We start from the raw sequence: 24,896 nt of genomic DNA, 5'->3' as shown, positions 1-24,896 counted from the left end.
AAGCAAACAAAGGCCGGGCATTTTGCCCGGCCTTCGAAAATCATGACGTCGACCTTACTTGATGCGGGCGACGCCGCCCGAGATCTCGATGGTTTCCGAACCGGTCAGCGCCTCGAGGTCGCCATTCGGCAAGGTAACGAAACAGCCGCTCGGGCAAAATTCCACGGTTTCGCCGGCGGCCAGCGCCAGCTCGGTCTTGCCGCCGCCTTCCGTCACGATCAGCGTGCGGGTCTCGGCGTCCTTATTGACCGCGCTGGCGGCATGGGCCGAACCGCCCACGGCCAGAAAAGCGATGGCGGCGACGAGAGACTTCCACATTTTGCAGTATCGGTGTTGCCACCGCCTCTGTTGCATTTCGCAAGGCATTCTCGCCGTTTGCAGGTGAGCTTATATGCAATGCAAGCTGAACGGCAACTGAATGCCGCATTCATGCCGCAATTGGTTTCCGAAGGCTTGAAGGCAAGCTCCAAACAGCTAGTCGGGGTCCGGCTTCCGTACCTTGCGTCCCGACTTGGCGAGACGTTTCGCCTCGACCGCCGCTAGGGCCTTTGCTTGTTCCCGCTCGGCGAATTCGACTTCGATCTTGTCGTCGTCGATCGGCCACGCCTCGTGCTTTTTGGTCTCGACGACGGCGCGAGGCGTCGACGGAATTTCGATATGCTGGTCGGCGAACACATCGAAGATGGTAAAGCGGATGTCGTTCTGGACGATATTGCCACTAAGAACATCCGCCAGGAATACGCGGATCTCGAATTCGAGTGCGGCCGGGCCGAAATTGGAAAACAGCACAAAGGGTTCCGGGTTCTTCAGCACCAGCGGATGGCTGCGTGCGATCTCCAACAGGACGCCATGCACGTGCTTGACGTCGCTGCCATAGGCAACGCCGACCTTGATGTCGATGCGGCCGAGCTTGTTGCGGTGCGTCCAGTTGCCGACCGCATTGTTGATCAGGTTTGAATTGGGCAGGATCACCGATTGCCGTTGGAACGTCTCGATCTCGGTGGCGCGCACGCTGATCTTTTTGACCGTGCCGCTGATGTCGCCGGCGACGATCCAGTCGCCGACCTTGAACGGCCGCTCGGCCAACAGGATCAGGCCCGACACGAAATTCGAGACGACATTCTGCAAGCCGAAACCGATGCCGAGGGACAGGGCGCCGGCGACCAGCGCCAGATTGGAGAGGTCGATACCGGCCGCCGAGATGCCGACCAGTGCCGCGACCGCGACGCCGGCATAACCGACCGCCAGCCGGATCGAATTGCGCACGCCGGTGTCGACCCGGCCGCGCGCCATTACCGAGCCGTCGAGCCAGCCCTGGAACCAGCGCGTCAGGAAATAGCCGATGATGAAGACGACGACGCCGGTGAGAATGCCGATGACCGAGATCGTCACCGAACCGATGGTGAGGCCGGTCGCCAGCTTGTAGGCCCAGGCCTGGATGTCGCCGGGCTGGAAGCCCCACATCAACAGGATCAGCGGCAGGAACACCAGCACGATCATGATGTTGATGGCGGCGCTGACGACAAGCCCGAGCTGGTCGAGGGCGGTCTCTTCGTAGCTTGAATTGGCCGCTAGCCAGCGCCCGATCGACGTTTTGGCGAAACCACCTTCCTCGCCGATCGCCCGCGCCGACAGGAAGCCGATATAGGCGGTGACCAGGATGGTGCCGGTGACCACGACCTGCAGCGAGACGAAAATTGCAAGGCCGATATAGCCGAGCAGTGCCGATGCGATGGTGAATAGGCCTAGCGCGACGGCGGTGTAGCGCAGCCACGCCGGCCACGGGCGCCAGCTTCCGTCGAGGGCCTTGAACGGCTTCAACAGGCCCATAAGGATCAGGATGATGCCGACGATGATGGTGGCGATGAAGCTTCTGGCGATGGTCAGCGACAGTGGCGAGCCCATCTTGTCGTTGACGACAGACAGGAAGTTGTTGCTGCCGATGACGACAGCCATGGCGGTCGTCAGCCGCACCAGCCAGCGCGCCGGGCCGGTTTCGACCGGGATCAGACGCCAGTTCGGCAGTCGGGGTTCGAGCGCTGCGTTGGTCAGGCGGTTGACGCAGAACACCACCGCGATAACGGCAACCAGCGAATTCAGGAAGATGCCGATGTCACCACGTAAAACGTTGTAATAATTGAAGAAGAAGATCGTCGAGACAAGGAAAGCGCCGACCGCCAGCGTCGGCAGCAATGTCGACCAGAACGCCACCGACAGGCGGCTGAGATAGGAGGGATCCTCGACGGAGGGATCCGCTTCGAAGACGCGGCCGAACAGGCGTCGGCCGCCGATAAAAAGCACTGCAGCGAATGCGAGCGCCATCAAAGTCGCGGCAAGAATGGCCTGGAACTTGAACTTGAAGGCGAAGCGCAGCCACGACGACACCGCCTTATAGAAGCCGGAAAACTCAGCGTTGGCGTCGGAAAAGACTTCAGGGCTAAGCGCATCGGACAGCACGTAGCGCTTAGTAAGTACATTGCGGAACAGCTCGCTGCGCATGTTGCCGATCTTCTCGATCAGCCCGCTGATGCGGATCGACAGGTTCTGCGCGCTGGCAATAACGGCGTTGATCTCGGCTTTTTCGGAAGCCAAGGCCTGGCGTTCACCGGTTACGATGTCTGGCTCGGCCGGCTGGCCCGCGGCCGGCGGAGGTCCCAGCATCTCAATCCGATCGTTGATGTCGCCGAGACGCGAGCGGAACGCTAGCGCGCTGGTGAGCGCCGCCCGCGACAGATCCTCCAATTGCAGACGGATTTCCACGAGGGTGGCATCGTCTTGGCCGTCCTGCTGTATCTTCTTCTCGAGATCGTCGGTTTTGGCCGTCAGACTCTGGATGACCTTCTGCTGGTCTGCGACCAGCCCGGCGGCGCCCTGCCCGAGTGCCTGCGCCATGGCAACGAACGACGGCGGCGCCGAGACGACAAGCGCAAGAATCAAGACCAGGCGGAGTAAACGAAAGAACATGATTTTTCTGGCGACTCGCGGGCGGCATCGGCAGTTTTGAAGCACGTCCTTGATAAAGAGGCTCATATCACGGGGCAAGTCACCCCAGGCGGCTCGTTTTTTCGAAGTCCCGCCAATCGAAGTCGGCCAATCCAATTCGAAGTCGGCCAATCGAAGTCGGGGAGTCGAAAAGCGATGGCGCAATCTTGGCTTTGCATCGGTGGCCTGCTCTATAGTCTGCCGCCAAGTCTGAAATGGATGACAATAAGAATGGCGGAATATTCGGCCTTTTCGCTTCTCAAGAACGCGCTGACCGGAAACAAGGACTGGAGGCCGGCCTGGCGCAAGCCCGACCCGAAGGCGTCCTACGACGTGATCGTCATCGGCGGCGGCGGCCATGGCCTGTCGACCGCTTACTATCTCGCCAAGGAGCACGGCATCACCAATGTCGCGGTGCTGGAGAAGGGCTGGCTCGGCTCCGGCAATGTCGGCCGCAACACCACGGCGGTCCGTTCCAACTATCTCCTGCCGGCCAACACGCGCTTTTACGAGCATTCGATGAAGCTGTGGGAGAACCTGGCCCATGACCTCAACTACAACGTCATGTTCTCGCAGCGCGGCTGCCTGAACCTCGCTCACACACCTGCCCAGCTCGACGACTATGCCCGGCGCGGCAACGCCATGCGCCATCTTGGCGTCGACGCCGAACTGATGACCCCCGCCGAAATCGCGCGCCTGGTGCCGGCACTGGACGTCTCGGCCACGGCGCGCTTCCCGATTGTCGGCGGCCTGATGCAGCGGCGCGCCGGCACCGCCCGCCACGACGCCGTCGCCTGGGGCTACGCGCGCGGCGCAGATCGCCGCGGCGTCGACATCATCGAAAGCTGCGAGGTCACCGGCTTCCTGCGCGACGGCGACCGCATCACCGGCGTCACGACGACGCGCGGCGAAATCCGCGCCAAGAAGGTAGCGGTCGCGGTTGCCGGCAGCACCGGGCGGGTCATGCGGCTTGCCGGCATCGAGACGATGCCAATCGAGAGCCACGTGCTGCAGGCCTTCGTCACGGAATCGCTAAAGCCGTTCATCGACACGGTCCTGACCTTCGGCATGGGCCATTTCTATATGTCGCAATCGGACAAGGGCGGCCTTGTCTATGGCGGCGATCTCGACGGCTACAACAGTTACGCCCAACGCGGCAGCCTGCCGATCGTCGATGAGGTGATGAGCGAGATGCTGGCGCTGTTCCCTGGGCTGGCCCGTGTCCGCATGCTGCGCTCATGGGGCGGCGTCTGCGACATGTCGATGGACGGCTCGCCAATCATCACCACCGGTCCGCTGCCAGGCATGTATCTCAACTGCGGCTGGTGCTATGGCGGCTTCAAGGCGACGCCGGCTTCCGGCTGGTGCTTTGCCTGGACCATCGCCAAGGACGAGCCGCACGACCTCAACGCGGCCTTCACGCTCCACCGCTTCTACCGTGGCATGGTGATCGACGACAAGGGCCAGGGCGCCACGCCCCGGCTGCATTAGGTTAGAGATCCATGCTCATCACCTGCCCTTATTGCGGCCCGCGCGACGTGATCGAATTCACCTATCAGGGCGACGGCAACCGCCAGCGCCCAGAGCCCGCCTCGCAGAACCTCGACGCCTGGAACGCCTATGTCTACGACCGGCTTAACCCGGCCGGCGACCACAATGAGATCTGGCAGCATTCCGGCGGCTGCCGCGCCCATCTCAGGGTCGTGCGCAACACGCTCACGCACGAGATCTCCAGCACCGCGTTCGCGCGCGGCGACCACAACTCGGTTGCGCGGCACCGGGCCGAGGACAAGCTATGAGCCCGCGCCGTACCGAGGCCGGCGGGCGCATCGACCGGCTGCGGACCATCCGTTTCACCTTCGACGGCGCGCCCTATACCGGCCACGCCGGCGACACGCTGGCTTCGGCGCTGCTGGCCAACGGCGTCTCCCTGTTCGGGCGTTCGTTCAAATATCACCGTCCGCGCGGCGTGCTGACCGCCGGTGTCGAGGAACCAAACGCGCTGGTCACCGTGTTGAGGGGCGAGGTTCGTGAGCCGAACATTCCCGCCACCATGGTCGAGATCTATGACGGGCTGGCAGCAATCAGCCAGAACCGCTTCCCCTCGCTTGCCTGGGACGTCAGTGCCGTGAACCAGCTCGGCGGCAAGCTTTTGTCGGCCGGCTTCTACTACAAGACCTTCATGGGACCGGTGATCGGTCCGCTGAAAGGCACGCGCTTCTGGATGTTCTGTGAGCATTTCATCCGCCGTGCCGCCGGCCTGGGCAAGGCAGGCACGGCTCCCGATACGGCCCGCTACGAACGCATGAACGCGTTTTGCGATGTGCTGGTGGTCGGCTCCGGCCCGGCCGGGCTGATGGCCGCAAGGGCGGCCGCCGATCAGGGTGCACGCGTCATGCTGGCCGAACTCGAGCCGCATTTCGGCGGCTCGGCCAATTGGTCGGGCGAGACGATCGACGGCATGCCGGCCGCCGACTGGGCAGCGCGCGCCGCTGGCCAGCTCGAAGGCCGTGACAACGTCCGCCTGCTGCCGCGCACCACGGTCTGGGGCTATTATGACGGCAACACGCTTGCCGCGATCGAACGCGTCACCGACCATAAGGAAACGCCCGGCAAGGGCGAACCGCGCCATCGCTACTGGACGATCCGCGCCAAATCGGTGGTGTTGGCCACCGGCTCCCTGGAGCGTCCGCTGGTCTTTCCGGGCAATGATCGGCCAGGCGTAATGCTGGCGCATGCTGCCGAGCGTTATGCCAATGAATATGGCGTGCTGCCAGGCGACAGGATCGGGCTGTTCACCAACAATGACAGCGCCTATCGCTCCGCGCTTGCGCTGAAAAAGGCCGGCGCCGTGGTCGTCGCCATCGTCGACGTGCGCCCTGAGCTTTCGAGCGAAATGCGCAAGCTGGCCGGCGAAGCGGAGGCCGAGATCCTTTCCGGCCACGCGGTGATCGCCACCGAGGGTGGCAAGGCGCTTTCCGGCTTCAAGGTGCAGCGCTTCGACATGGTCAACGGCGCGCTTTCGGGCGATGCGCGCAGCATCCACGCCGATTGCCTGCTGATGTCGGGCGGCTGGTCGCCGACCATCCATCTGGCCAGCCAGGCCGGCGCCAAAGCCGAATGGAACGAAGCATTGCAAGCGTTCCTGCCGCCCAAGCCGACGACACGGCAATGGATCGGCGCCGGTGCCTTCACCGGCAGTTTCTCCACCGCCGAGGCGATCGCCGAAGGCCGCGCCGCCTGTCTTTCCGCTGCGGGCGCAACCGCCACGCCGGCGGCCTTGCCTGCCGTGGAGGCAGCGCCTGGCGATCCCGATCCGGCGCCGGTGTTCGAGATCAAGGCCGAAGGAAAGAGCTTCGTCGACTTCCAGCATGACGTGACGGCGGATGACGTGCGGTTGGCGCATCGCGAAGGCTTCGTCTCGGTCGAGCATCTGAAGCGCTACACTACGCTCGGCATGGCGACCGACCAGGGCAAGAGCTCCAACATACCCGGCCTTGCCATCATGGCCGAGGCGCTTGGCAAGCCGATCCCGCAGGTCGGCACGACGCGCTTTCGCCCGCCCTTTTCGGCGGTGTCGATCGGCTCGCTTGCCGCCGAACGCTTCGGCGATCTGAAACCCGAACGGCTGACGCCGATGCATGACTGGCACGTCGCCAATGGCGCCACCATGTATTCGGCCGGCCTGTGGTACCGGCCGATGATCTATGGCCATCCCGGCGAGACGATCGAGCAGGCCTATGTCCGCGAAGCGAGAGCCACGCGCGAGAGCGCCGGCATTGTCGACGTCTCGACACTGGGCAAGATCGCCGTGCAAGGCCCGGACGCGGCGGAATTCCTCGACCGCGTCTACACCAACATGTTTTCGACGCTGGCCGTCGGCAAGGCGCGCTACGGGCTGATGCTGCGCGAGGACGGTCTCGCCTTCGACGACGGCACCACGTGGCGCCTCGACGAGCAGGATTTCCTGATGACCACCACCACGGCCAATGCCGGCAAGGTGATGCAGCATCTGGAATATTTCCTCGACGTGATCTGGCCGGAGCTCAAGGTCCACGTCACCTCGGTCACCGACCAATGGGCCGGTGCCGCCATCGGTGGGCCGAAGGCAAGGCAGATATTGGCTGCTTGCGTCAGCGGCACCGCCGTCGACAATGCCGCCCTGCCCTTCATGGGCATCGTCCACGGCGAAATCGCCGGCGTGCCGGTGATGATCTGCCGGCTGTCCTTCTCCGGCGAAATGGCCTTCGAGGTCTATTCCGGCGCCGGTTACGGCACCCATGTCTGGGAGGCGCTGATCGAAGCCGGCAAGCCGTTCAGGCTGGTGACCTACGGGCTGGAGGCGCTGGGCACCATGCGCATCGAGAAAGGCCACGTCACCGGCGCCGAGATCGACGGCCGCACCACGGCACGCGATCTGCATCTCGACTGGATGCTGTCGAAGAAGAAGCCGTTCATCGGTTCGGCGATGATGGACCGCGAGGGGCTGATCGCACCCGACCGCCTGGAACTCGTCGGTATTGTTGCGCTCGACAACCAGCCGCTCAACGGCGGCGCGCACATCGTCGAGGAGCTTGACGAAACCAATCCGCGCGGCTCGCTCGGCCACATCACCGCCTGCTGCTATTCGCCGGCGCTCGGCAAATATATCGCACTTGCCCTGGTCAGGGGCGGCAAAGCGCGGCGCGGCTCGCGTGCCTATGTTTCCGACCCGCTGCGCAACCGGTTCGGGCCGGTCGAGATCGTCTCCAACCATTTCTTCGATCCGGACGGGAGCCGCATGCATGGTTGAACGCCAATCACCGCTTGAGCCGGTGCTGCATCCGGGCTCGCATGGCAATTTCGAGCACGGCGTCGAAATCATCCTCTCCGAAACCGGGCCGGGGTCGATCCTGCAGCTCGCCGCCTGGCCCGGCGAGGAGAAGAAGTTGATGGCCGGCATCCATACGGTCACCGGTCTGGCTTTGCCCGACGGCGCCGGCGGCGGTGTCACGGACGGCGTCAGGTCGGTGTTCGGCTTTGCCCCGGGAAAGTTCACTGTGGTCGATGAAGCCAAGGGATTGGCGACGGCCTTTGCCGATGTCGTCAATGCGGCCATCGGTACGGTGACCGACCTTTCGCACGGCCGCACCGCGATCCGTATCGCCGGGCCGAAGGCCGAGTGGGTGTTGGCGAAATTCTTCGCTATCGACTTCGCGCTGCCGGCTTTCCCGATCGGCGCCGGCCGCTCGACCATGCATCACGACGTCTTCGCGCAGATCCAGCGCACCGGCGCCGATCAGTTCGACATCTATGTGTTCCGCTCGTTCGCACGCTCGTTCTGGAAGGCGCTCTGCCACGCCAGCGAGGAAGTCGGCTACGAAGTGCAGTAGGCCGAGGCGGCGCGTTACGTCAGCTGCTGAACGTCACCCACTCTTCCAGCGGCGCGCGGTCGGTGCGGAATGCGTTTTCGGGCTTGGACGTATCCTCATGGCCGAGCGCCATGCCGCAGACGACGATCTCCTCGTCGGGAATGTTGAGCACCGGCCTGATCTGCCGGTGATAGGGCGCGAAGGCAGCTTGCGGACAGGTGTGCAGGCCCCTGCCCCGCGCCGCGACCATGATATTTTGCAGGAACATGCCGTAGTCGATCCATGACCCCTTGTTCAGCCGCCGGTCGACGGTGAAAATCATTCCGACCGGCGCATCGAAGAAGACGAAGTTGCGGTCGTGCTGTGCACGCATCCTGTCGACCTCGCGCCGGCCGATGCCGAGCACGCCGTAGAGGCCGAAGCCGTTGGCCCGCCGTCGCGTCAGATAGGGTTCGAAGAACTGGTCGGGATAGTAGCGGTACTCGTCCCACTCGGCCTTTTCGGCGCGGATGCCCGAACTGAGGATAGCGTCGGTGATGCGCTGCTTGACCTCGCCCTTGGTCACATAGACCTTCCAGGGCTGCATGTTGGTGCCTGAGGGCGCGCGGGCGGCAACGGCGAGAATATCGCGGATGGTGTCGTCGTCGACCATATCGGGCAAGAAGGCGCGTACGGACCGCCGCGAGGTAATCGCGTCATCGACGATCGCCGCCGCAATCCGGGAGTTGTTTTCCAGCATGGGCTGTCCCTTTGCGCATAATCCTGGAACCCGACTATCCGGAAAGGATCATGCGCCGACTAGAAGTGATGGAGCATCCTTGCGAGTTTCTATGAGCGCTCGATGCCCTATCCGCCTCGACCGGACTCGCCGCTCGTGCGCCGAGCCTTTGCCCGAACCGTCAAAATGGCGCAAGTAAATCTTGTGGGCGCGTGAAAACCCTCTTGATTTTTTCATGAACCTGCCGTCACATGAAATTTACTGGGAATTTTTCACCGAAACAGGGATGGCTTTGCCCTCAACCGCCGCCAGATCGGAACAGGACAACGGCGAACGGCTGCTGGCCGGCGACATTCGCGCGTTGCGCAAGGCGCGCGGCCTGACGCTTGCCGAAATCGCACTGAAGCTCGGCCGTTCCGTCGGCTGGGTCAGCCAGGTCGAGCGCGGCCTGTCGATCCCGTCGCTCGGCGATCTCAGGGCCTTCGCCGAATTGTTCGGCGTGCCGGTCAGCCTGTTCTTCAGCCATGACGTGCCTGTCGAGACCGAACGCGGCGTGGTCGTGCGTGCCGGCAGCCGGCGCACGCTTGGCACAAGCGATTCCGGCCTGGTGGAGGAGCTTCTGTCGCCCGATCTCGGCGGTAGCTTCGAGATGCTGCGTTCGGTCTTCGCCCCGGGTGCCGAGCTGAAGGCCGAGGCGCGCCGGCCGACCGAGGAAGCCGGCTACGTCGCTTCCGGCAGCTTCGACATCGAAATTGCCGGCATCTGGCACCGGCTTGGAGAAGGCGACTCCTTCCGCTTCGACGGCAAGCCGTTCCGCTGGCGCAATCCTGGAGCCGAGCCGGCTGTCGTCATCTGGGTGGTTTCGCCGCCCGTCTATTGATCTGGAGAAGAACATGGCCGGTTTGCCGACCACGGCACGCGTTGTGATCATTGGAGGCGGTGCCGTCGGCGCCTCCTCGCTCTACCATCTCGCCAAGGCGGGCTGGACCGACTGCGTGCTTCTGGAGAAGAACGAGCTGACCTCCGGCTCGACCTGGCACGCCGCCGGCAATGTGCCGACTTTCTCCTCGTCATGGTCGCTGATGAACATGCAGCGCTATTCGACCGAGCTCTATCGCCGGCTGGCCGACGAGGTCGGCTATCCCATGAACTACCACGTCACCGGCTCGCTCAGGCTCGCCCATTCGACCGAGCGTATGCAGGAATTCCAGCGCGCCAAGGGCATGGGCCGCTACCAGGGCATGGATATCGACGTGGTCGGGCTCGACGAGATCAAGCGCCGTTACCCCTTCATCGAGACGCATGAGCTGAAAGGCGCGCTCTACGATCCGAGCGACGGCGATATCGACCCGGCGCAATTGACCCAGGCGCTGGCTAAAGGTGCCCGCGACATGGGCGCGAAAATCATCCGCTTCTGTCCGGTCACCGGCGTGCGCCGCGACAACGACGAGTGGGTGGTCGGGACGACGCAAGGCGAGATCCGCTGCGAGATCGTCGTTAACGCGGCTGGCTACCGTGCCGCCGAAGTCGGCAGGATGTTCGGCCGCGAGGTGCCGATGATGGTGATGAGCCATCAATATATCCTGTTCGAGGAAATCCCCGAACTGGCGGCGTGGTCGAAGGAACAAGGCAAGAAACTGCCGCTGCTGCGCGACGTCGATACGTCCTATTATCTGCGCCAGGAAAAGAACGGCATGAACCTCGGGCCCTATGAGCGCAATTGCCGCGCCCACTGGGTCGGCCACAACGACCCGATGCCCGACGATTTTTCCTTCCAGCTGTTTCCCGACGATCTCGACCGGCTGGAACATTACCTGGCCGATGCTGTCGCCCGCGTGCCGATCCTCGGCACCGCCGGCCTGTCCAAGGTCATCAACGGGCCGATCCCCTATGCGCCGGACGGCAACCCGCTGATCGGCCCGATGCCCGGCGTGCCCAACGCCTTCGAGGCCTGCGTCTTCACCTTCGGCATCGCCCAGGGCGGCGGCGCCGGCAAGGTGCTGGCCGAATGGGTGACCGAGGGCCAGACCGAATGGGACATGTGGTCGTGCGATCCGCGCCGTTTCACCGCCTTTGCCTCGGCGTCGGATTATTGCGTCGCCAAGGGCATGGAGATCTATGGCAACGAATATGCCATCCAGTTCCCGCGCCATGCCTGGCCGGCCGGGCGCGACCGCAAGCTGTCGCCGCTCCACGACCGCATCAAGGCACTCGGCGCCCGGTTCGACGCCTATAATGGCTGGGAACGCGCCACCTGGTATGCCAAGCCAGGCGACGACATCTCCGAACAATCCACGCTGACCTTCCGCCGTGACGGCCCCTGGCAGCATCGTGTGCGCGAAGAATGCCTCGCCGTCCGCGATGCCGCCGGCATTTTGGACCTGCCGGGGTTTTCCCGTTTCAATCTCGACGGTCCGGGTGCCGCCGAATGGCTCAGCCTCCAGGTGACAGGCCTGGTGCCGAAACCCGGCCGCATCGGCCTCGTCTATTTTGCCGACGACAAGGGCCGCATCGTCACCGAAATGTCGGTGGTCCGCCACGACGAGAACCTGATGACGCTGATCACCGCCGCTGTGGCGCAGTGGCATGATTTCGAATGGCTGAAGTCGCGCATCCCGAAGGACGCCATGTTCAAGCTGGTCGACAGGACGGAGGAGTACTCCACCCAGATCCTCGCCGGCCCCAACTCGCGAAACATCCTCGCCGAACTCTGCGCGGCCGACCTCACCCTGCCCTGGCTGACGCATCAGGAAACCAGTATCGCCGGACGTTGGGCAAAGCTGGTGCGCGTATCCTTCGCGGGCGAACTCGGCTGGGAAATCCACAGCAAGGTCGACGATACCGCAGCGATCTTCGACGCTGTCTGGGCGGCCGGGCAGAGGCATGGGCTAAAACCGTTCGGCATGTACGCGTTGGATTCGCTCCGGCTCGAAAAAGGCTACCGTACGTGGAAGGGCGACCTGTCGAGCGACTATTCGATCCTGCAGGGCGGGCTGGAGCGCTTCGTCAGATGGGACAAGCCCGACTTCCGCGGCAAGGCGGCACTGCAGAACGAAAAGCAGCAGGGCATCAAGAAGCGCTTCGTCACGCTGGTCGTCGAAAACCCCGGCGACTGCGACGCACCCTACATGTCGACGCTGTGGCATGACGGCCGGATCGTCGGCGAGACGACATCCGGCGGCTGGGGTCATCGCATCGACAAGTCGATCGCGCTCGGCATGCTGCGCGCCGACCTCACCGAGCCGGGAACCGCGGTCGAGGTCGAGATCTTCGGCGAACGTTTCAGGGCGGTCGTGCAGAAGGATGAGCCGTTATGGGATCCAAAGAACGAGAGGCTCAGAGCATGAAGAAAGTGATCCTCACCGATGGCGGCATGGGCCAGGAACTGGTCCGCCGCAGCAGTTCCGAGCCGACGCCGCTGTGGTCGGCCAGGGTGCTCATCGACGAACCGGATCTGGTGCGCGACCTGCATGCGGAATTCATCCGCGCCGGCGCCCGCGTCATCACCATCAACACCTATTCAGCCACGCCGGAGCGGCTGGCGCGCGAGGGCGCGGAGGACCTGTTCAAGCCGCTGCAGAAGCGCGGCATCGAACTGGCGAGGCAAGCACGCGACCAGGCCGGCGACGCGGCGATCGCCGGCTGCCTGTCGCCGCTGTTCGGCAGCTATGCGCCGGCGCTGACGATATCCTTCCAGGATACGCTCGACATCTATCGCCGCATCGTTGCCGAGCAGGCGGACGGCGTCGATCTGTTTCTGTGCGAAACCATGGCGTCGGCCGAAGAGGCACGCGCCGCCGTCACCGCGGCGTCGGAAAGCGGCAAGCCCGTATGGGTGTCGTGGACGCTTTCCGACCACGGCACGCCGCGCCTGCGCAGCGGCGAAGCCATTGCAGCGGCGGCGGGCGCTCTTGACCGCCTGCCGGTCGCAGCCCGGCTGGTCAACTGCTGCCGGCCCGAGGCGATCGCTGCAGCGCTGCCCGAACTGATCGCGCTCGGCGGTCCGGTCGGCGCTTATGCCAATGGCTTCACCTCGATCGAGGCGCTCAAGCATGGCGGTACCGTGGAAGTGCTGCACGCCCGCCACGACCTCGATCCGGATGCCTATGCCGGCCAGGCGGTCGGTTGGGTCGAGGCCGGCGCCAGCATCGTCGGCGGCTGCTGCGAGGTCGGACCGGGCCACATCGCCGCGCTGCGCGACCGGCTCGAACAGGCCGGTTATGAAATTTCGGGAGTAGCATAATGCCCAGGCCATCATCGCGCATTTCCGGCATCGTGCCTTCGGGCAAGGATGGCTGGGAGGTTCATTCCGCTGCCTGGGCGCGCAAGCAGGCCGGCGAGGACATCATCATGCTGTCGGTCGGCGACCACGATTTCGACACGCCGAGCGAGACGATCGAAGCCTGCGTGACGGCGGTTCGCGCCAGCAATCACCACTACACCCCGCTTGCCGGCGTTCCGCGCCTGCGCAAGGCGATGGCGGCGGCTTCGACGCTGTGCACCGGCGTTGCGACAAATCCCGACCAGGTCATCGCCACGCCGGGCGGGCAGGCCGCGCTCTACGCGGCCATTCAAGCGGTTCTCGACCAGGGCGACCATGCCATCGTCGTCGCCCCCTATTACGCCACCTACCCCAACACCTTCAGCGCGGCGGGCGCCGAGTTCAGCGTCGTCGAGACCCCCGCCGAGGATGGCTTTCAGCCGCGCGCCGCCGACATCCGCGCCGCACTTCGGCCGAACACCCGCGCCATCCTGATGAACACGCCCAACAACCCGACCGGTGCCGTCTATTCGCGCGAGCACCTGGAAGAGCTGGCGCAGATCTGCCGCGAGCATGACCTCTGGCTGCTGTCCGACGAGGTCTACTGGACGCTCGGCGGCGGCGAGCACATTTCGCCGCGCTCGCTGCCCGGCATGGCGGAACGTACGCTGGTCATCAATTCGATGTCGAAGAGCCACGGTATGACCGGCTGGCGCATGGGCTGGCTGACCGGGCCGGAACCGATGATCTCGCTGCTGACCGACCTCAATCTGGTGATGACCTACGGCCTTCCGGCCTTCATCAGCCTCGCCTGCGCCGAGGCGCTCGAAAACGGCTACGGCGTCAAGGAGATCGCCGAGCGCTATGCCGCGAGGCGCGCCGTCGTCCTCGATGCCATGCATGGTATGAACAATATCACCGTGCGCGGCTCCGAAGGCGGCATGTATGTGATGCTCGACATATCGGCGATCGAGCCGGACGACGAGAAATTCGCCTGGGCTTTCCTCGACCAGGAAAAGGTCGGCGTCATGCCCGGCTCGAGCTTCGGCGAAGCCGCCGCCGGCCACATCCGCTTCAGCCTCTGCCAGCCTGAAGAGGTGCTGATGGAAGCAGCCACGCGCCTGCGCCGCTTCGCTTCCAGCTATCGCCGCGAGGCGGCATGAACGCCCTGCCCCCGAAAGCCATCCCCACCAAAGCAAGAGCGGTCATCATCGGTGGCGGCGTCTCCGGCTGCTCGGTCGCCTATCATCTGGCCAAGCTCGGCTGGACCGATATCGTGCTGCTCGAGCGCAAGCAGCTGACGTCGGGCACGACATGGCACGCCGCCGGACTGATCGGCCAGTTGCGCGGCTCGCAGAACATGACGCGGCTGGCGAAATATTCGGCCGATCTCTACGTCAAGCTGGAAGCCGAGACCGATGTCGGCACCGGCATGCGCCAGGTCGGCTCGATCACCGTGGCGCTGACCGAGGAGCGCAAGCACGAGATCTATCGGCAGGCGTCTCTCGCCCGCGCCTTCGATGTCGACGTGCGCGAGATTTCGCCCAGCGAAGTCAAGCAGGTGTACCCGCATCTCAATGTTTCCGATGTTGTCGGCGCCGTGCATCTGCCGCTCGACGGCCAGTGCGACCCGGCCAACATTGCAATGGCGCTGGCCAAGGGCGCGCGCCAGCGCGGTGCGACGATCGTCGAGAATGTGAAGGTCACCAAGGTCCACACCAGGGCCGGCCGCGTCACCGGCGTGTCCTGGGCGCAGGGCGACGAGCAAGGCCTGATCGATACCGACATCGTCGTCAACTGCGCCGGCATGTGGTCACGCGAACTTGGTGCCCAGAACGGCGTCACCATTCCGGTGCACGCCTGCGAGCACTTTTATCTCGTGACGGAACCGATCCCCGGCCTTTCCCGCTTGCCGGTGCTGCGTGTGCCGGACGAGTGCGCCTACTACAAGGAAGATGCCGGCAAGATGATGCTCGGCGCTTTCGAGCCAGTGGCCAAGCCCTGGGGCATGAACGGCATAAGCGAGGATTTCTGCTTCGACCAATTGCCCGAGGATTTCGCACATTTCGAGCCGATCCTCGAAATGGGCGTCAACCGCATGCCGATGCTGGCAACCGCCGGCATCCACACCTTCTTCAACGGCCCCGAGAGTTTTACCCCGGACGACCGCTACTATCTCGGCGAGGCGCCGGAGCTTTCCGGCTACTGGATGGCGACCGGCTACAATTCGATCGGCATCGTCTCCTCCGGCGGCGCCGGCATGGCGCTGGCGCAATGGATCAATGACGGCGAGGCGCCTTTCGACCTCTGGGAAGTCGACATCCGCCGCGCCCAGCCGTTCCAGAAGAACCGCCGCTATCTCAAGGAGCGCGTCTCCGAAACGCTCGGCCTGCTCTATGCCGATCATTTTCCCTACCGGCAGATGGCAACCTCGCGAAACGTGCGCCGTTCGCCGCTGCACGAACATCTGACGGCGCGCGGCGCCGTGTTCGGCGAGGTCGCCGGCTGGGAGCGCGCCAACTGGTTCGCGCGGGAGGGCCAGGAGCGCGAATACCGCTATTCCTGGAAACGGCAGAACTGGTTCGACAACCAGCGCGAGGAGCATCTGGCGGTCCGAAACGGCGTCGGCCTGTTCGACATGACCTCGTTCGGCAAGATCCGCGTCGAGGGCCGCGACGCCTGCGCTTTCCTGCAAAGGCTCTGCGCCAACGACATGGACGTGGCGCCGGGCAAGATCGTCTACACCCAGATGCTCAACCGGCGCGGCGGCATCGAGAGCGACCTCACCGTCTCGCGGCTGTCTGAAACCGCCTTCTTCCTCGTCGTGCCCGGCGCCACGCTGCAGCGCGACCTGGCCTGGCTGAGAAGACATCTTGCCGACGAGTTCGTCGTCATCACCGATGTGACCGCTGCCGAAGCCGTGCTTTGCCTGATGGGCCCGGATTCGAGGAACCTGATCCAAAAGGTCAGCCCGAACGATTTCTCCAACGAGAATAACCCCTTCGGAACGTTTCAGGAGATCGAGATCGGCATGGGCCTGGCCCGCGCCCACCGCGTCACCTATGTCGGCGAGCTCGGCTGGGAGCTTTATGTCTCGACCGACCAGGCGGCCCATGTCTTCGAGGCGATCGCGGAAGCCGGCATTGACGCCGGGCTAAAACTATGCGGCCTACACACGCTGGATTCCTGCCGCATCGAAAAGGCATTCAGGCATTTCGGCCACGACATCACCGACGAGGACAATGTGCTGGAGGCTGGCCTTGGCTTCGCAGTGAAGACTGCCAAGGGCGATTTTCTTGGCCGCGATGCCGTGCTGAAGAAGAAAGAAACCGGCCTGTCACGCCGGCTGGTGCAGTTCCGGCTGAACGACCCCGAGCCGCTGCTCTTCCATAACGAGGCGATCCTGCGCGACGGCAAGATCGTCGGCCCGATCACCTCGGGCAATTACGGTCATCATCTCGGCGGCGCCATCGGGCTTGGTTACGTGCCTTGCAAGGGCGAGAGCGAGGCGGATGTGCTGTCGTCGTCCTACGAGATCGAGATCGCCGGCGAGCGCTTTGCTGCCGAGGCCTCGCTCAAGCCGATGTACGATCCGAAGTCGGAGCGGGTGCGAATGTAGCGCGCTTTTCCCTTCTCCCCTTGTGGAAGAAGGTGGCCGAGCGAAGCTCGGTCGGATGAGGGGTGTTGGAAGGATCGCTACCTCGAAGAATTACACTAGCGCTTCCGTCTCGCTAATTTAGCGCCTCCATCCCTGATCTTTCCACGCCGCGTTTCTTCCAGCACCCCTCATCCGGCTCGGCGCTACGCGCCGATCCACCTTCTCCCACAAGGGGAGAAGGGAAGTCTCCCAACTCAGCTCCTGCATCAGAACGCGTCCATCCTGGCCGCGACCTTCGCCACGAACCTCGTCCGCGTCTCGTCGGTCGACAGGTTCATCGAATAATGCGCGAGGTAGGAAACCGACCCGCCGGGCTTGATGGTGGCACGCAGCACCCGCGTGACCAGCTTGCGCGGCGGGTCACCCATCAGCATGGCGCGGAACCGGCTGCCGCCATAGGTGGTGACCGCGACCACCTTGCGGATGTTGTGCAGCGACGGCTGCACCTTGCCGTCGATCAGCTTGAAAGACACGCCGGGCAGGAAGACGCGATCGAAAAAGCCTTTCAGAATGGCCGGATAGCCGAAGTTCCACACCGGAAACGACAGCACCAGCGCCTCGGCCCGCAGCAGGCGCTCGACATAAGCCGATGCCGGATCGCCGTCACTGCGCGCGTCGTGATAGGAGAGCCGTTCGGGCCGCGTCAGCCTGGGATCGAAACCCTCGGCATAGAGATCGCAGTCGTCGACGACATGGCCGGCCGCCTTCAGCCGCTCGACGATGGTCCGGTGCAGGCCGGCATTGAAGCTCGTCTCGACCGGATGAGCGTAGAGGACGAGGATGTTCAACCCGCCGTCTCCAACCCCTTGAACAGGAACGACTTGCCGGAGCGATAATCATAGTCCGGGTTTTCCCAGGCGATCATCTTGCCCGGATTGAGCAGCCCTTGCGGGTCGGTCTCGCGCTTGAAGGCGAGCTGCACCTCGTCGGTGCGCTTCATGCCGCCTTCCTCCAGCGTGTAGCGGTGCGGGTTGAAGATCCAGCAGCCATTGTCCTCGTGGATGCGGATGATCTCGTCGAGCCGCTCCGCCGTGGTGAAGCGCACCAGCGGCAGTCCGGCGATGCCGATGGCGCCGTCGAAGCGGATGAATTCGAGGTGTGCCGGCACCTCGTCGCCGAAGCGGTCGACCATCGCCTTGACGTGGCCGAGGTGGTCCGGCGACGGGTAGCGGGTCTGCAGATAGGTGATCGTCGGATCGACCCGGATGGCGCGCAGCGTGGTGTGATTCCAGGTCAGCTCATAGGCCGGCGGCAGCCCCTTGAGGTCGGCCTCCTTGTCGGCGCGGAAGACGATCTCGCCCTTGCTGCGCGCCGTGAAGGCGAGGAAGGCATCCATCGCATGCGGTGCGATCATCAGGACGACGATGCTTTGGCCGCGCCGGAAAAACCGCTGGTGGCGCTTGAAATAATCGTAGGGGATCGGTGCTGCGATCGGCGTGATCAGTTTCGCCAGTATGCCGTCCTGGATGGCCAGATCGTTGCCGAAGCCAGCCGCATCCATGAAATCGTCGAAGCCGACGATGACGTCGATCCAGTCATAGCTGGCGGTCAGCGGCATCTCGACTTCGGTGATGATGCCGTTGGTGCCGTAGGCGTGCATGACCTTCAGCACATCCTCGCCGGTGAGCTCCATGACACGCGGCTCGGCCTCCATGGTCACGGTCCTCAGCCGGATGACGTTGCCGAGGTCGCGCAGTCCGCCCCAGCGGATCGAACCGATACCGCCGGAGCCGCCGGCGACGAAACCGCCGATCGATGCCGTGTTGTAGGTCGACGGCGACATGCGAAGCTCCTGGCCGGAATGCGCCCGCGTCGCTCTGTCGATGTCGGCGAGCACGGCGCCGGGGCCGGTGACGACACGGCCCGGCGCGATCGTCTTGACCGCCTTCATCTCGGCGAGATTGAGCACCACACCGCCCGACAAGGGCATCGCTTGGCCGTAGTTCCCGGTGCCGCTGCCGCGCGGCGTTACCGGCACGCCATGCCGGTGGCAGGCGGCGAGAATGCGCACGACCTCGTCTTCGGTTTTCGGCGTCACGATCAGGTCCCCGGTGACGTGCTCGAGCTGCTGCTTCAGCACCGGGCTGTACCAGTAGAAGTCGCGGCTCTTCTGCTGGACGATCGCCGGATGGTCGTCGACCTTGAGGCCGTCCAGGTCGCGCTTGAGCGCCGCAATGTCCATCATTCCACCATCAGATCATCGAGTTCGGCATAATCGGGCAGCTGGCGCTCGATCGCATGCCCGTCGCGCACCACGATGCGATCCGATTCGGGCCGCGACAGCAATTCCGTCCAGCTTCGCCCCCTGAAGACGACGAAATCGGCCGCCCCTCCGACGGCAAGCGTGCCGAAACCATCGAGCCGCATCACCTTGGCCGGCGTCGCGGTCACCGCTTGCGGCCAGTCGGCGACGGGATGGTCGAGATGCAGGATGCGCGTCGCGATGCGATAGACCTCCAGCATGTCGAGATCGCCATAGGCGTAGAACGGGTCGCGCGTATTGTCGGAGGCGACGGCGACGGCAATGCCGCGCGCCTTCATCTCGTGCAGCAGCGTCACCCCGCGCCAGCGCGGCGTTGTCTTGTCGCCGCGCCGGTCCTGCAAATAGAGATTGCACATCGGCAGCGACACCACCGCCAGGCCGGCCTTGGCGACCTTGTCCAGCGTGTCGAGCACGTCGAGGTCGGGCTGGCGCGCCAGCGCGCAGCAATGACCTACAAGGATGTTCCCGTCAAAACCGTTCCAAAGGGCTGCTTCGGCGATCTTCTTCAGCGAGATCGCCGCGACATCGTCGGTCTCGTCGGCATGGAAATCGAGATCGAGGCCGTGCTTGATCGCCTGCGCAAACACCTGGTCGAGCAGTTCTTCGAGATCCGGCACCATGTAGGTGACGACGCCGAGCACGCCCTTGGCGGCAGCCACCCGCTTGGCCAGCCTCTCGAACCATTTCTTGTCGCGCACGCCCTCGATGCCGAGCAGGCAGGCCGCCTGCAGCTCGATGCGGCCGCGCCATTTCTCCCGCATCGTCTCGAACACCGGCCAGGAGATCTCTTCCTGCGGCGCAACGCTGTCGAGATGCGTGCGCAGCGCCTTGGTGCCATGCGCATAGGCGGAGCGCAGTGAAAAATCCATGCGGCGCGCAACGTCGTCGGCGCTCCAGCGCGCCGCGCGGTCGGCGCCGGTTGCATTCAGCGCGGCCATGAAGGTGCCGTCCGGGTTGGGCTTTCGAGGCCAGATATGGCCCTTGTCGATATGGGTGTGGCAATCGACGAAGCACGGCAGCACGATGCGGCCGCCGAGGTCGATGGCGTCTGCCGGTGCATTGGATCGATGCGCCGTAATCCCGGAGATCTTGCCATCGGTGATGACGATATCGGCGAGCCCAAACCCGTCGCTATCGAAGGCTCCAGAAAAGCCCGGCGTAAGTGAGGCATGAAGCCGAACCTTGGCGAGATGGTAGGAACCAGAAGCCGGTATCAAACTGGCGCTGCCCACCATCACCGCTCCTGCCTCAGCGCGCTCTCGTGCCAGCGCCGCAAAATGAGATGCGATACCAGCGACAGCACCAGGAAGATCAGAATGCCGGTCAGCGAGATCAGGATCAGCGCCGCGAACAGCCTTGGTGCGTTGAGCCGGTAGCCGGCCTCGATGATGCGCGAGGCGAGGCCGGACGACTGGCCGGTGGCGCCGGCGACGAACTCGGCCACCACCGCGCCGATCAGCGACAGGCCGCCGGCGATCTTCAGCCCACCGAGGAAATAAGGCATCGCCGCCGGCAGCCGCAGATAGCGCAATTGCTGCCAGCGGGTCGCGCCGTTGAGCTTGAACATGTCGCGCAGATTGCGGTCGACGGAATTGAGGCCGAGCGTGGTGTTGGAGAGGATCGGGAAGAAGGCGACGATCCAGGCGCAAAGCAAAAGCTTCGTCGTCTGGTTGTCGACATAGATATTGATCAGCGGGAAGATCGCGACGATCGGCGTCACCTGCAGCACGATGGCGAACGGAAAGAACGACATCTCCACCCATTTCGACTGCGCGAACAGCACCGCCAGCCCGACACCGCCGACTACGGCGAGAAGCAGGCTCAAGAAGGTGATCCTGAGCGTCACCAGCAGTGAGGAGAACAGCAGCCCGGCATCGTCGTGCAGCGTCTGCAGCACCACGGCGGGACGCGGCAGGATGTATTTCGGGATGTCGTTCCAGACACAGATGCGGTCCCACAGCCAGATCGCCAGGATCATGATGGCCAGCGGCAGCAGCCATCTGCCGATGCGCTCGAAGCGCTCCTGGCGGACGCGGCGCGCCTCCTCCGGGTCGAGCGCCAGGACTGGTTCTTCAATGGCCGTCATGATGCGGTCCGGCAGTTGAGTTGATGGCGCCGATCAGCACGTCGGACGCCTGGCGGCAGAGCGCGGCATAGTCGCGCGAGGTGCGAAACGCCTCGTCGCGCGGATAGGGCGCATCGACGGCAAGCTCGGCAAACACCCGGCCCGGCCGCGCCGCCATGACGACGACGCGGTTGGAGAGGAATACGCTTTCGAAGACGCTGTGGGTGACGAAAACGACGGTAAAGCGCTCATCCTGCCATAGCTCCAGCAGGTCGTTGTTGAGCTTGAAGCGGGTGATCTCGTCGAGTGCCGCGAACGGCTCGTCCATCAACAGAATGCGCGGCTTGGTTACCATGGCGCGGGCGATCGAGACGCGCATCTTCATGCCGCCCGACAGTTCGCGCGGCACCGCATTCTCGAAGCCGGTCAGGTGAACCCGCGCCAGCATCTCCATCACCGCCGGCGTCGCCTTGGCCCGCGACACGCCCTTCAGCCGCAGCGGCAGCCAGACATTGTCGAAGACATCGGCCCAGGGCAGCAGCGTCGGCTCCTGGAAGACGAAGCCGATATTCGAACGGTCGCCGATAGTCGAACGATCGAGGCCGCCGCTGCCGCGCCAGTCGAGCACACCCGAGGTCGGCGTCGACAGGCCGGCGATCAGCCGCAGCGCCGTCGATTTGCCGCAGCCCGACGGCCCGAGCAGGCTGAGGAAATCGCCTTCCCGGATCGTCAGCTCGACATTGCTGAGCGCGGTGACGCCGTTGGAAAACACCTTGCCGACGCCACGCAGCGCCAACAGCGTCTGCCCCGATACGCTTCCTGGCTGTTGCGCCACTTTCTCCAGCTTCACGGCCTACTTCTTCAGGTCGAGCCCGACGCTCTTGTTGACGAAGGCCAGCGTGTAGGCCTTCTTGATGTCGACGCCCGCCGGCGCGACCTTGGCCTTCACCATCTTGTCGTAAAAACTCTGGATGCGCGCGTCGCTCATGGCGCCGATGCCGAGCTTTTCGCTGTCGCCGGAATCGACCACGCCGAACTTCTTCAGCTGCTCGATCGAGAAGGCGATCTGCTCATCCGTCATGTCCGGATTTTCCTTTTTGATCATCTCGTTGGCGGCCTTGTTGTCACCATAGAGATAATTGTACCAGCCCTTGGCCGAGCCATCGACGAAGCACTGGACCACCTCGGGACGCTTGTCGATCGTCTCCTGCATGGTCTCGACCGTCGTCGCATATGTGTCCCAGCCATAGTCGGCCAGCAGAAACTGGTTCGGCGTGAAACCGCCCTGCTTCTGGACGGCGAATGGCTCCGAGGTGACGTAACCCTGCTGGATCGACTTCTTGTTGGCGATGAACGGCGCCGGGTTGAAGGTGTAGGGGACGCGCTTGGCGGCATCGAAGCCGAGGTCGGTGACCATCCACTGGAAGAAGGTCTGCGCACCTTCGTCGCCGAGGATGTACTGGTCGGCGTTCTTCAGGTCTTCCCATTTATCCAGCCCTTGCCCGGGATGGGACATGATGACCTGCGGGTCCTTCTGGAAGTCCGCAGCCACGACGCGCATCGGTATGCCTTGCTGCACGGCATCGAAGGCCGACAGCAGATTGCCGCCCATGTAGAAATCGATCTTACCTGCGAGCAGCAGCGGCCGGCCGCTGACCTGTGGGCCGCCCTGCATGATCGTCACGTCGATGCCGCAGGCGGCATAGGTGCCATCCACCACGGCCTGGTAGTAACCGCCATGTTCCGGCTCGGCCAGCCAGTTGGTGCCGAAGGTGACTTTTTCGTTCGCTGCCGCGGCAAGCGTGCCTGCGCCAAGCAGCACGATCACGCCCGCCGAAATCTTGAGTCTTCCGTACATCCACACCACCCTTTGTTCGCTCCGGCGCATCACGCGCCGGGCTCGACACCATTGTTTCAAGAAGCAAGACACATGCCACCGGCGCGTTGCGTCGGGACCGCCCGCTTGTGCAGTGCCCGCCTGTGCAATGGAGGCGCGAAGGCCGGACGGGTCATGCTGTACGAAAGGCATCGTGCCTATTTTTTGATCGCCTGTCCACAATCGCCCTCGTGACATGCACCGCCATCTTGATGCCCGCATCGATCCCGCTTTAGGCTGCCGTCAACGGAGATTGCCATGTTCAAATTTCTCACGCCGAAGTCGATCAAGCCGCCCTTCGCCCGCTACAGCCATGGCGTCGAGCTGCCCCCCGGAAAGCGGCTGGTTCTGTGTTCGGGCCAGGTCGCGATCACAGCGGACGACCAGATCCCGGAAGAGGCCGGCGCACAGGCCGAGCTCTGCTTCCAGAACATAGCGGCGATCCTCGGCGAGGCCGGGCTCGGCCTGTCCGACATTGTCCGCATCAACGCCTACGTCACCGACCGCGCCTTCCTGCGTCCCTATATGGAGGTTCGCGACCGGCTGTTCGCCAGCCCTGCGCCCGCCTCGACGCTTATGATCGTGTCCGGTTTTGCCCGGCCGGAATTCAAGGTCGAGATCGAGGTCATCGCGGCGGGATGATCAACAGGGTCGGAATCGACAGGCAGATGATCTCCAGTTACACGACAAGGTTGGCGCTGCCCCTCATCAAGCGCGCATTCAGTCTCCTCGAGGTTCAAAATGGCCGGAACAAAAAAACGCGTATGGTGGGGCGACTACCGGACAACCGAATACGCGACCGTCGATCCGGAGGCGACGATCGCCATCCTCCCGGTGGCGGCGATTGAGCAACACGGCCCGCATCTGCCGGTCTCGACCGACACTTCGATCATGAACGGCATGCTGGAAACGGTGATCGCCCGCCTGCCGAGCGATCTCGACATCCGCATCCTGCCGGTGCAGGCGGTGGGCAAGTCGAACGAGCATTTGCATGCGCCCGGCACCCTCACTTTGCCGGCAACGACCCTGGTGGAGGCGTGGACCGAACTCGGCCTGTCGGTCGCGCGCGCCGGCATCCGAAAACTGGTCATCGTCAACTCGCATGGCGGCAATGAAGAGATCATGGGCATCGTCACCCGCGAATTGCGCGTGCGGGCAAAGATGCTGGCGGTAAAGACCAGCTGGCAGCGCTTTGGCCGGCCGGCCGGCATGTACACCGACCTCGAAGACCGTCACGGCATCCATGGCGGCGACGTCGAGACCTCGCTGATGCTGCATTTCCGGCCCGACCTCGTCGACATGGGCAAGGCCGACAATTTCGTGTCCAAGGTCGCGCGCGCCGAAAAGGAATTTTCGCTGCTGCGCCACACCGGAACGCACGCCTTCGCCTGGATCGCCAGCGACCTCAACCCGAATGGCGTGGTCGGCGACGCCAGCATTGCCACCGCCGAAAAAGGCCGGCTCACCGCCGAACATCAGGCCGACGGTTTCATCGGCCTGCTGAGGGACGTGCGCAAGGCAAAGCTGGCGGACTGGTTGGCGTAAGAGGCTATCCGCCAGCGCCGCGCTGCCCCTCATTGCCCTGCCGGGCATTTCTCCCCGTATAGTGACGGGGAGAAAGAAGCTGCACTGAAACCTTCGCCAATCGCCACCACTGCAGAAAAGGCGCGCCGAGGGTCGCGACAAGTCCCTTCTCCCCGTCTCTATACGGGGAGAAGGTGC

Annotated in this window: 20 protein-coding genes; 11 read left to right on the top strand and 9 right to left on the bottom strand. The window is 64.0% G+C overall.

Translation table 11 applies throughout. The annotated features are described in order from the left end of the window. Positions 1–54: 54 nt before the first annotated feature. Both AC0L2X_RS07925 and AC0L2X_RS07920 read right to left on the bottom strand, forming a co-directional pair. Positions 55–318 (bottom strand): hypothetical protein, encoded by a 264-nt coding sequence (locus AC0L2X_RS07925; RefSeq protein WP_023676533.1) that lies wholly within the window; start codon positions 316–318, stop codon positions 55–57. Between the two features lie 156 nt (positions 319–474). Continuing rightward, positions 475–2,964, bottom strand: coding sequence for a mechanosensitive ion channel family protein (locus tag AC0L2X_RS07920; protein ID WP_473556775.1), 2,490 nt, complete (start codon positions 2,962–2,964; stop codon positions 475–477). Between the two features lie 249 nt (positions 2,965–3,213). Between AC0L2X_RS07920 and AC0L2X_RS07915 the strand changes: the two genes are divergently transcribed. From AC0L2X_RS07915 to AC0L2X_RS07900, 4 genes are read left to right on the top strand one after another with little or no spacing between them, the layout of a single operon-like run. After that, positions 3,214–4,473, top strand: coding sequence for a sarcosine oxidase subunit beta (locus AC0L2X_RS07915; RefSeq protein ID WP_473599559.1), 1,260 nt, complete (start codon positions 3,214–3,216; stop codon positions 4,471–4,473). An 11-nt stretch (positions 4,474–4,484) separates the two neighbouring features. Next, complete coding sequence (locus AC0L2X_RS07910) at positions 4,485–4,781, top strand: sarcosine oxidase subunit delta (RefSeq protein ID WP_473556778.1); 297 nt, start codon at positions 4,485–4,487, stop codon at positions 4,779–4,781. Continuing rightward, positions 4,778–7,774, top strand: coding sequence for a sarcosine oxidase subunit alpha (locus AC0L2X_RS07905; RefSeq protein ID WP_473556780.1), 2,997 nt, complete (start codon positions 4,778–4,780; stop codon positions 7,772–7,774). Before AC0L2X_RS07910 ends, AC0L2X_RS07905 begins: the two co-directional genes overlap by 4 nt. Further along, complete coding sequence (locus AC0L2X_RS07900; RefSeq protein ID WP_473556782.1) at positions 7,767–8,354, top strand: sarcosine oxidase subunit gamma; 588 nt, start codon at positions 7,767–7,769, stop codon at positions 8,352–8,354. The genes AC0L2X_RS07905 and AC0L2X_RS07900 overlap by 8 nt, the downstream gene beginning before the upstream one ends. 19 nt (positions 8,355–8,373) lie before the next feature. Here AC0L2X_RS07900 and AC0L2X_RS07895 read toward each other — a convergent pair whose 3' ends face one another. Then, the gene (locus AC0L2X_RS07895; RefSeq protein ID WP_473556784.1) at positions 8,374–9,072 is read right to left on the bottom strand and encodes a nitroreductase; all 699 of its coding nucleotides are present in this window, start codon (positions 9,070–9,072) and stop codon (positions 8,374–8,376) included. A 265-nt stretch (positions 9,073–9,337) separates the two neighbouring features. On the opposite strand from AC0L2X_RS07895, the gene AC0L2X_RS07890 reads away from it, so the two are divergent. From AC0L2X_RS07890 to AC0L2X_RS07870, 5 genes are read left to right on the top strand one after another with little or no spacing between them, the layout of a single operon-like run. Next, complete coding sequence (locus tag AC0L2X_RS07890; RefSeq protein ID WP_473556787.1) at positions 9,338–9,931, top strand: helix-turn-helix domain-containing protein; 594 nt, start codon at positions 9,338–9,340, stop codon at positions 9,929–9,931. A 13-nt stretch (positions 9,932–9,944) separates the two neighbouring features. Continuing rightward, positions 9,945–12,398: a GcvT family protein gene (locus AC0L2X_RS07885; protein WP_473556789.1), complete on the top strand. Its 2,454-nt coding sequence runs from the start codon at positions 9,945–9,947 to the stop codon at positions 12,396–12,398. Continuing rightward, the gene (locus AC0L2X_RS07880) at positions 12,395–13,294 is read left to right on the top strand and encodes a homocysteine S-methyltransferase family protein (protein WP_473556791.1); all 900 of its coding nucleotides are present in this window, start codon (positions 12,395–12,397) and stop codon (positions 13,292–13,294) included. The genes AC0L2X_RS07885 and AC0L2X_RS07880 overlap by 4 nt, the downstream gene beginning before the upstream one ends. Then, positions 13,294–14,475: a pyridoxal phosphate-dependent aminotransferase gene (locus AC0L2X_RS07875; RefSeq protein ID WP_473556793.1), complete on the top strand. Its 1,182-nt coding sequence runs from the start codon at positions 13,294–13,296 to the stop codon at positions 14,473–14,475. Before AC0L2X_RS07880 ends, AC0L2X_RS07875 begins: the two co-directional genes overlap by 1 nt. Further along, positions 14,472–16,931 (top strand): GcvT family protein, encoded by a 2,460-nt coding sequence (locus AC0L2X_RS07870; protein WP_473556795.1) that lies wholly within the window; start codon positions 14,472–14,474, stop codon positions 16,929–16,931. The genes AC0L2X_RS07875 and AC0L2X_RS07870 overlap by 4 nt, the downstream gene beginning before the upstream one ends. Positions 16,932–17,176: 245 nt before the next feature. Here AC0L2X_RS07870 and AC0L2X_RS07865 read toward each other — a convergent pair whose 3' ends face one another. Genes AC0L2X_RS07865 through AC0L2X_RS07840 form a run of 6 tightly spaced genes read right to left on the bottom strand, consistent with a single transcriptional unit; the run spans position 17,177 to position 23,156 of the window. Further along, positions 17,177–17,758 (bottom strand): NAD(P)H-dependent oxidoreductase, encoded by a 582-nt coding sequence (locus AC0L2X_RS07865; protein WP_473561969.1) that lies wholly within the window; start codon positions 17,756–17,758, stop codon positions 17,177–17,179. After that, positions 17,755–19,152 (bottom strand): FAD-binding oxidoreductase, encoded by a 1,398-nt coding sequence (locus AC0L2X_RS07860; RefSeq protein WP_473561975.1) that lies wholly within the window; start codon positions 19,150–19,152, stop codon positions 17,755–17,757. Before AC0L2X_RS07860 ends, AC0L2X_RS07865 begins: the two co-directional genes overlap by 4 nt. Continuing rightward, positions 19,152–20,450 (bottom strand): cytosine deaminase, encoded by a 1,299-nt coding sequence (locus AC0L2X_RS07855; protein WP_473561973.1) that lies wholly within the window; start codon positions 20,448–20,450, stop codon positions 19,152–19,154. Before AC0L2X_RS07855 ends, AC0L2X_RS07860 begins: the two co-directional genes overlap by 1 nt. Positions 20,451–20,467: 17 nt before the next feature. Further along, positions 20,468–21,319, bottom strand: coding sequence for an ABC transporter permease (locus AC0L2X_RS07850; RefSeq protein WP_473561967.1), 852 nt, complete (start codon positions 21,317–21,319; stop codon positions 20,468–20,470). Continuing rightward, entirely contained in the window at positions 21,306–22,148 is an 843-nt protein-coding gene (locus tag AC0L2X_RS07845) for an ABC transporter ATP-binding protein (protein WP_473561966.1), read from the bottom strand. Before AC0L2X_RS07845 ends, AC0L2X_RS07850 begins: the two co-directional genes overlap by 14 nt. A 3-nt stretch (positions 22,149–22,151) precedes the next feature. Then, positions 22,152–23,156 (bottom strand): ABC transporter substrate-binding protein, encoded by a 1,005-nt coding sequence (locus AC0L2X_RS07840; protein WP_473561964.1) that lies wholly within the window; start codon positions 23,154–23,156, stop codon positions 22,152–22,154. Between the two features lie 276 nt (positions 23,157–23,432). Here AC0L2X_RS07840 and AC0L2X_RS07835 point away from each other — a divergent pair, with 276 nt between their 5' ends. Next, complete coding sequence (locus AC0L2X_RS07835) at positions 23,433–23,816, top strand: RidA family protein (RefSeq protein ID WP_352640494.1); 384 nt, start codon at positions 23,433–23,435, stop codon at positions 23,814–23,816. A gap of 99 nt (positions 23,817–23,915) precedes the next feature. Then, entirely contained in the window at positions 23,916–24,719 is an 804-nt protein-coding gene (locus AC0L2X_RS07830) for a creatininase family protein (protein WP_473561962.1), read from the top strand. Positions 24,720–24,896: the final 177 nt, after the last annotated feature.

The sequence above is a fragment of the Mesorhizobium sp. WSM4828 genome (genome assembly GCF_055811175.1).
The sequence above is the reverse complement of the archived record's forward strand: the minus strand, read 5'-3'. Positions and strand labels throughout refer to the sequence as shown.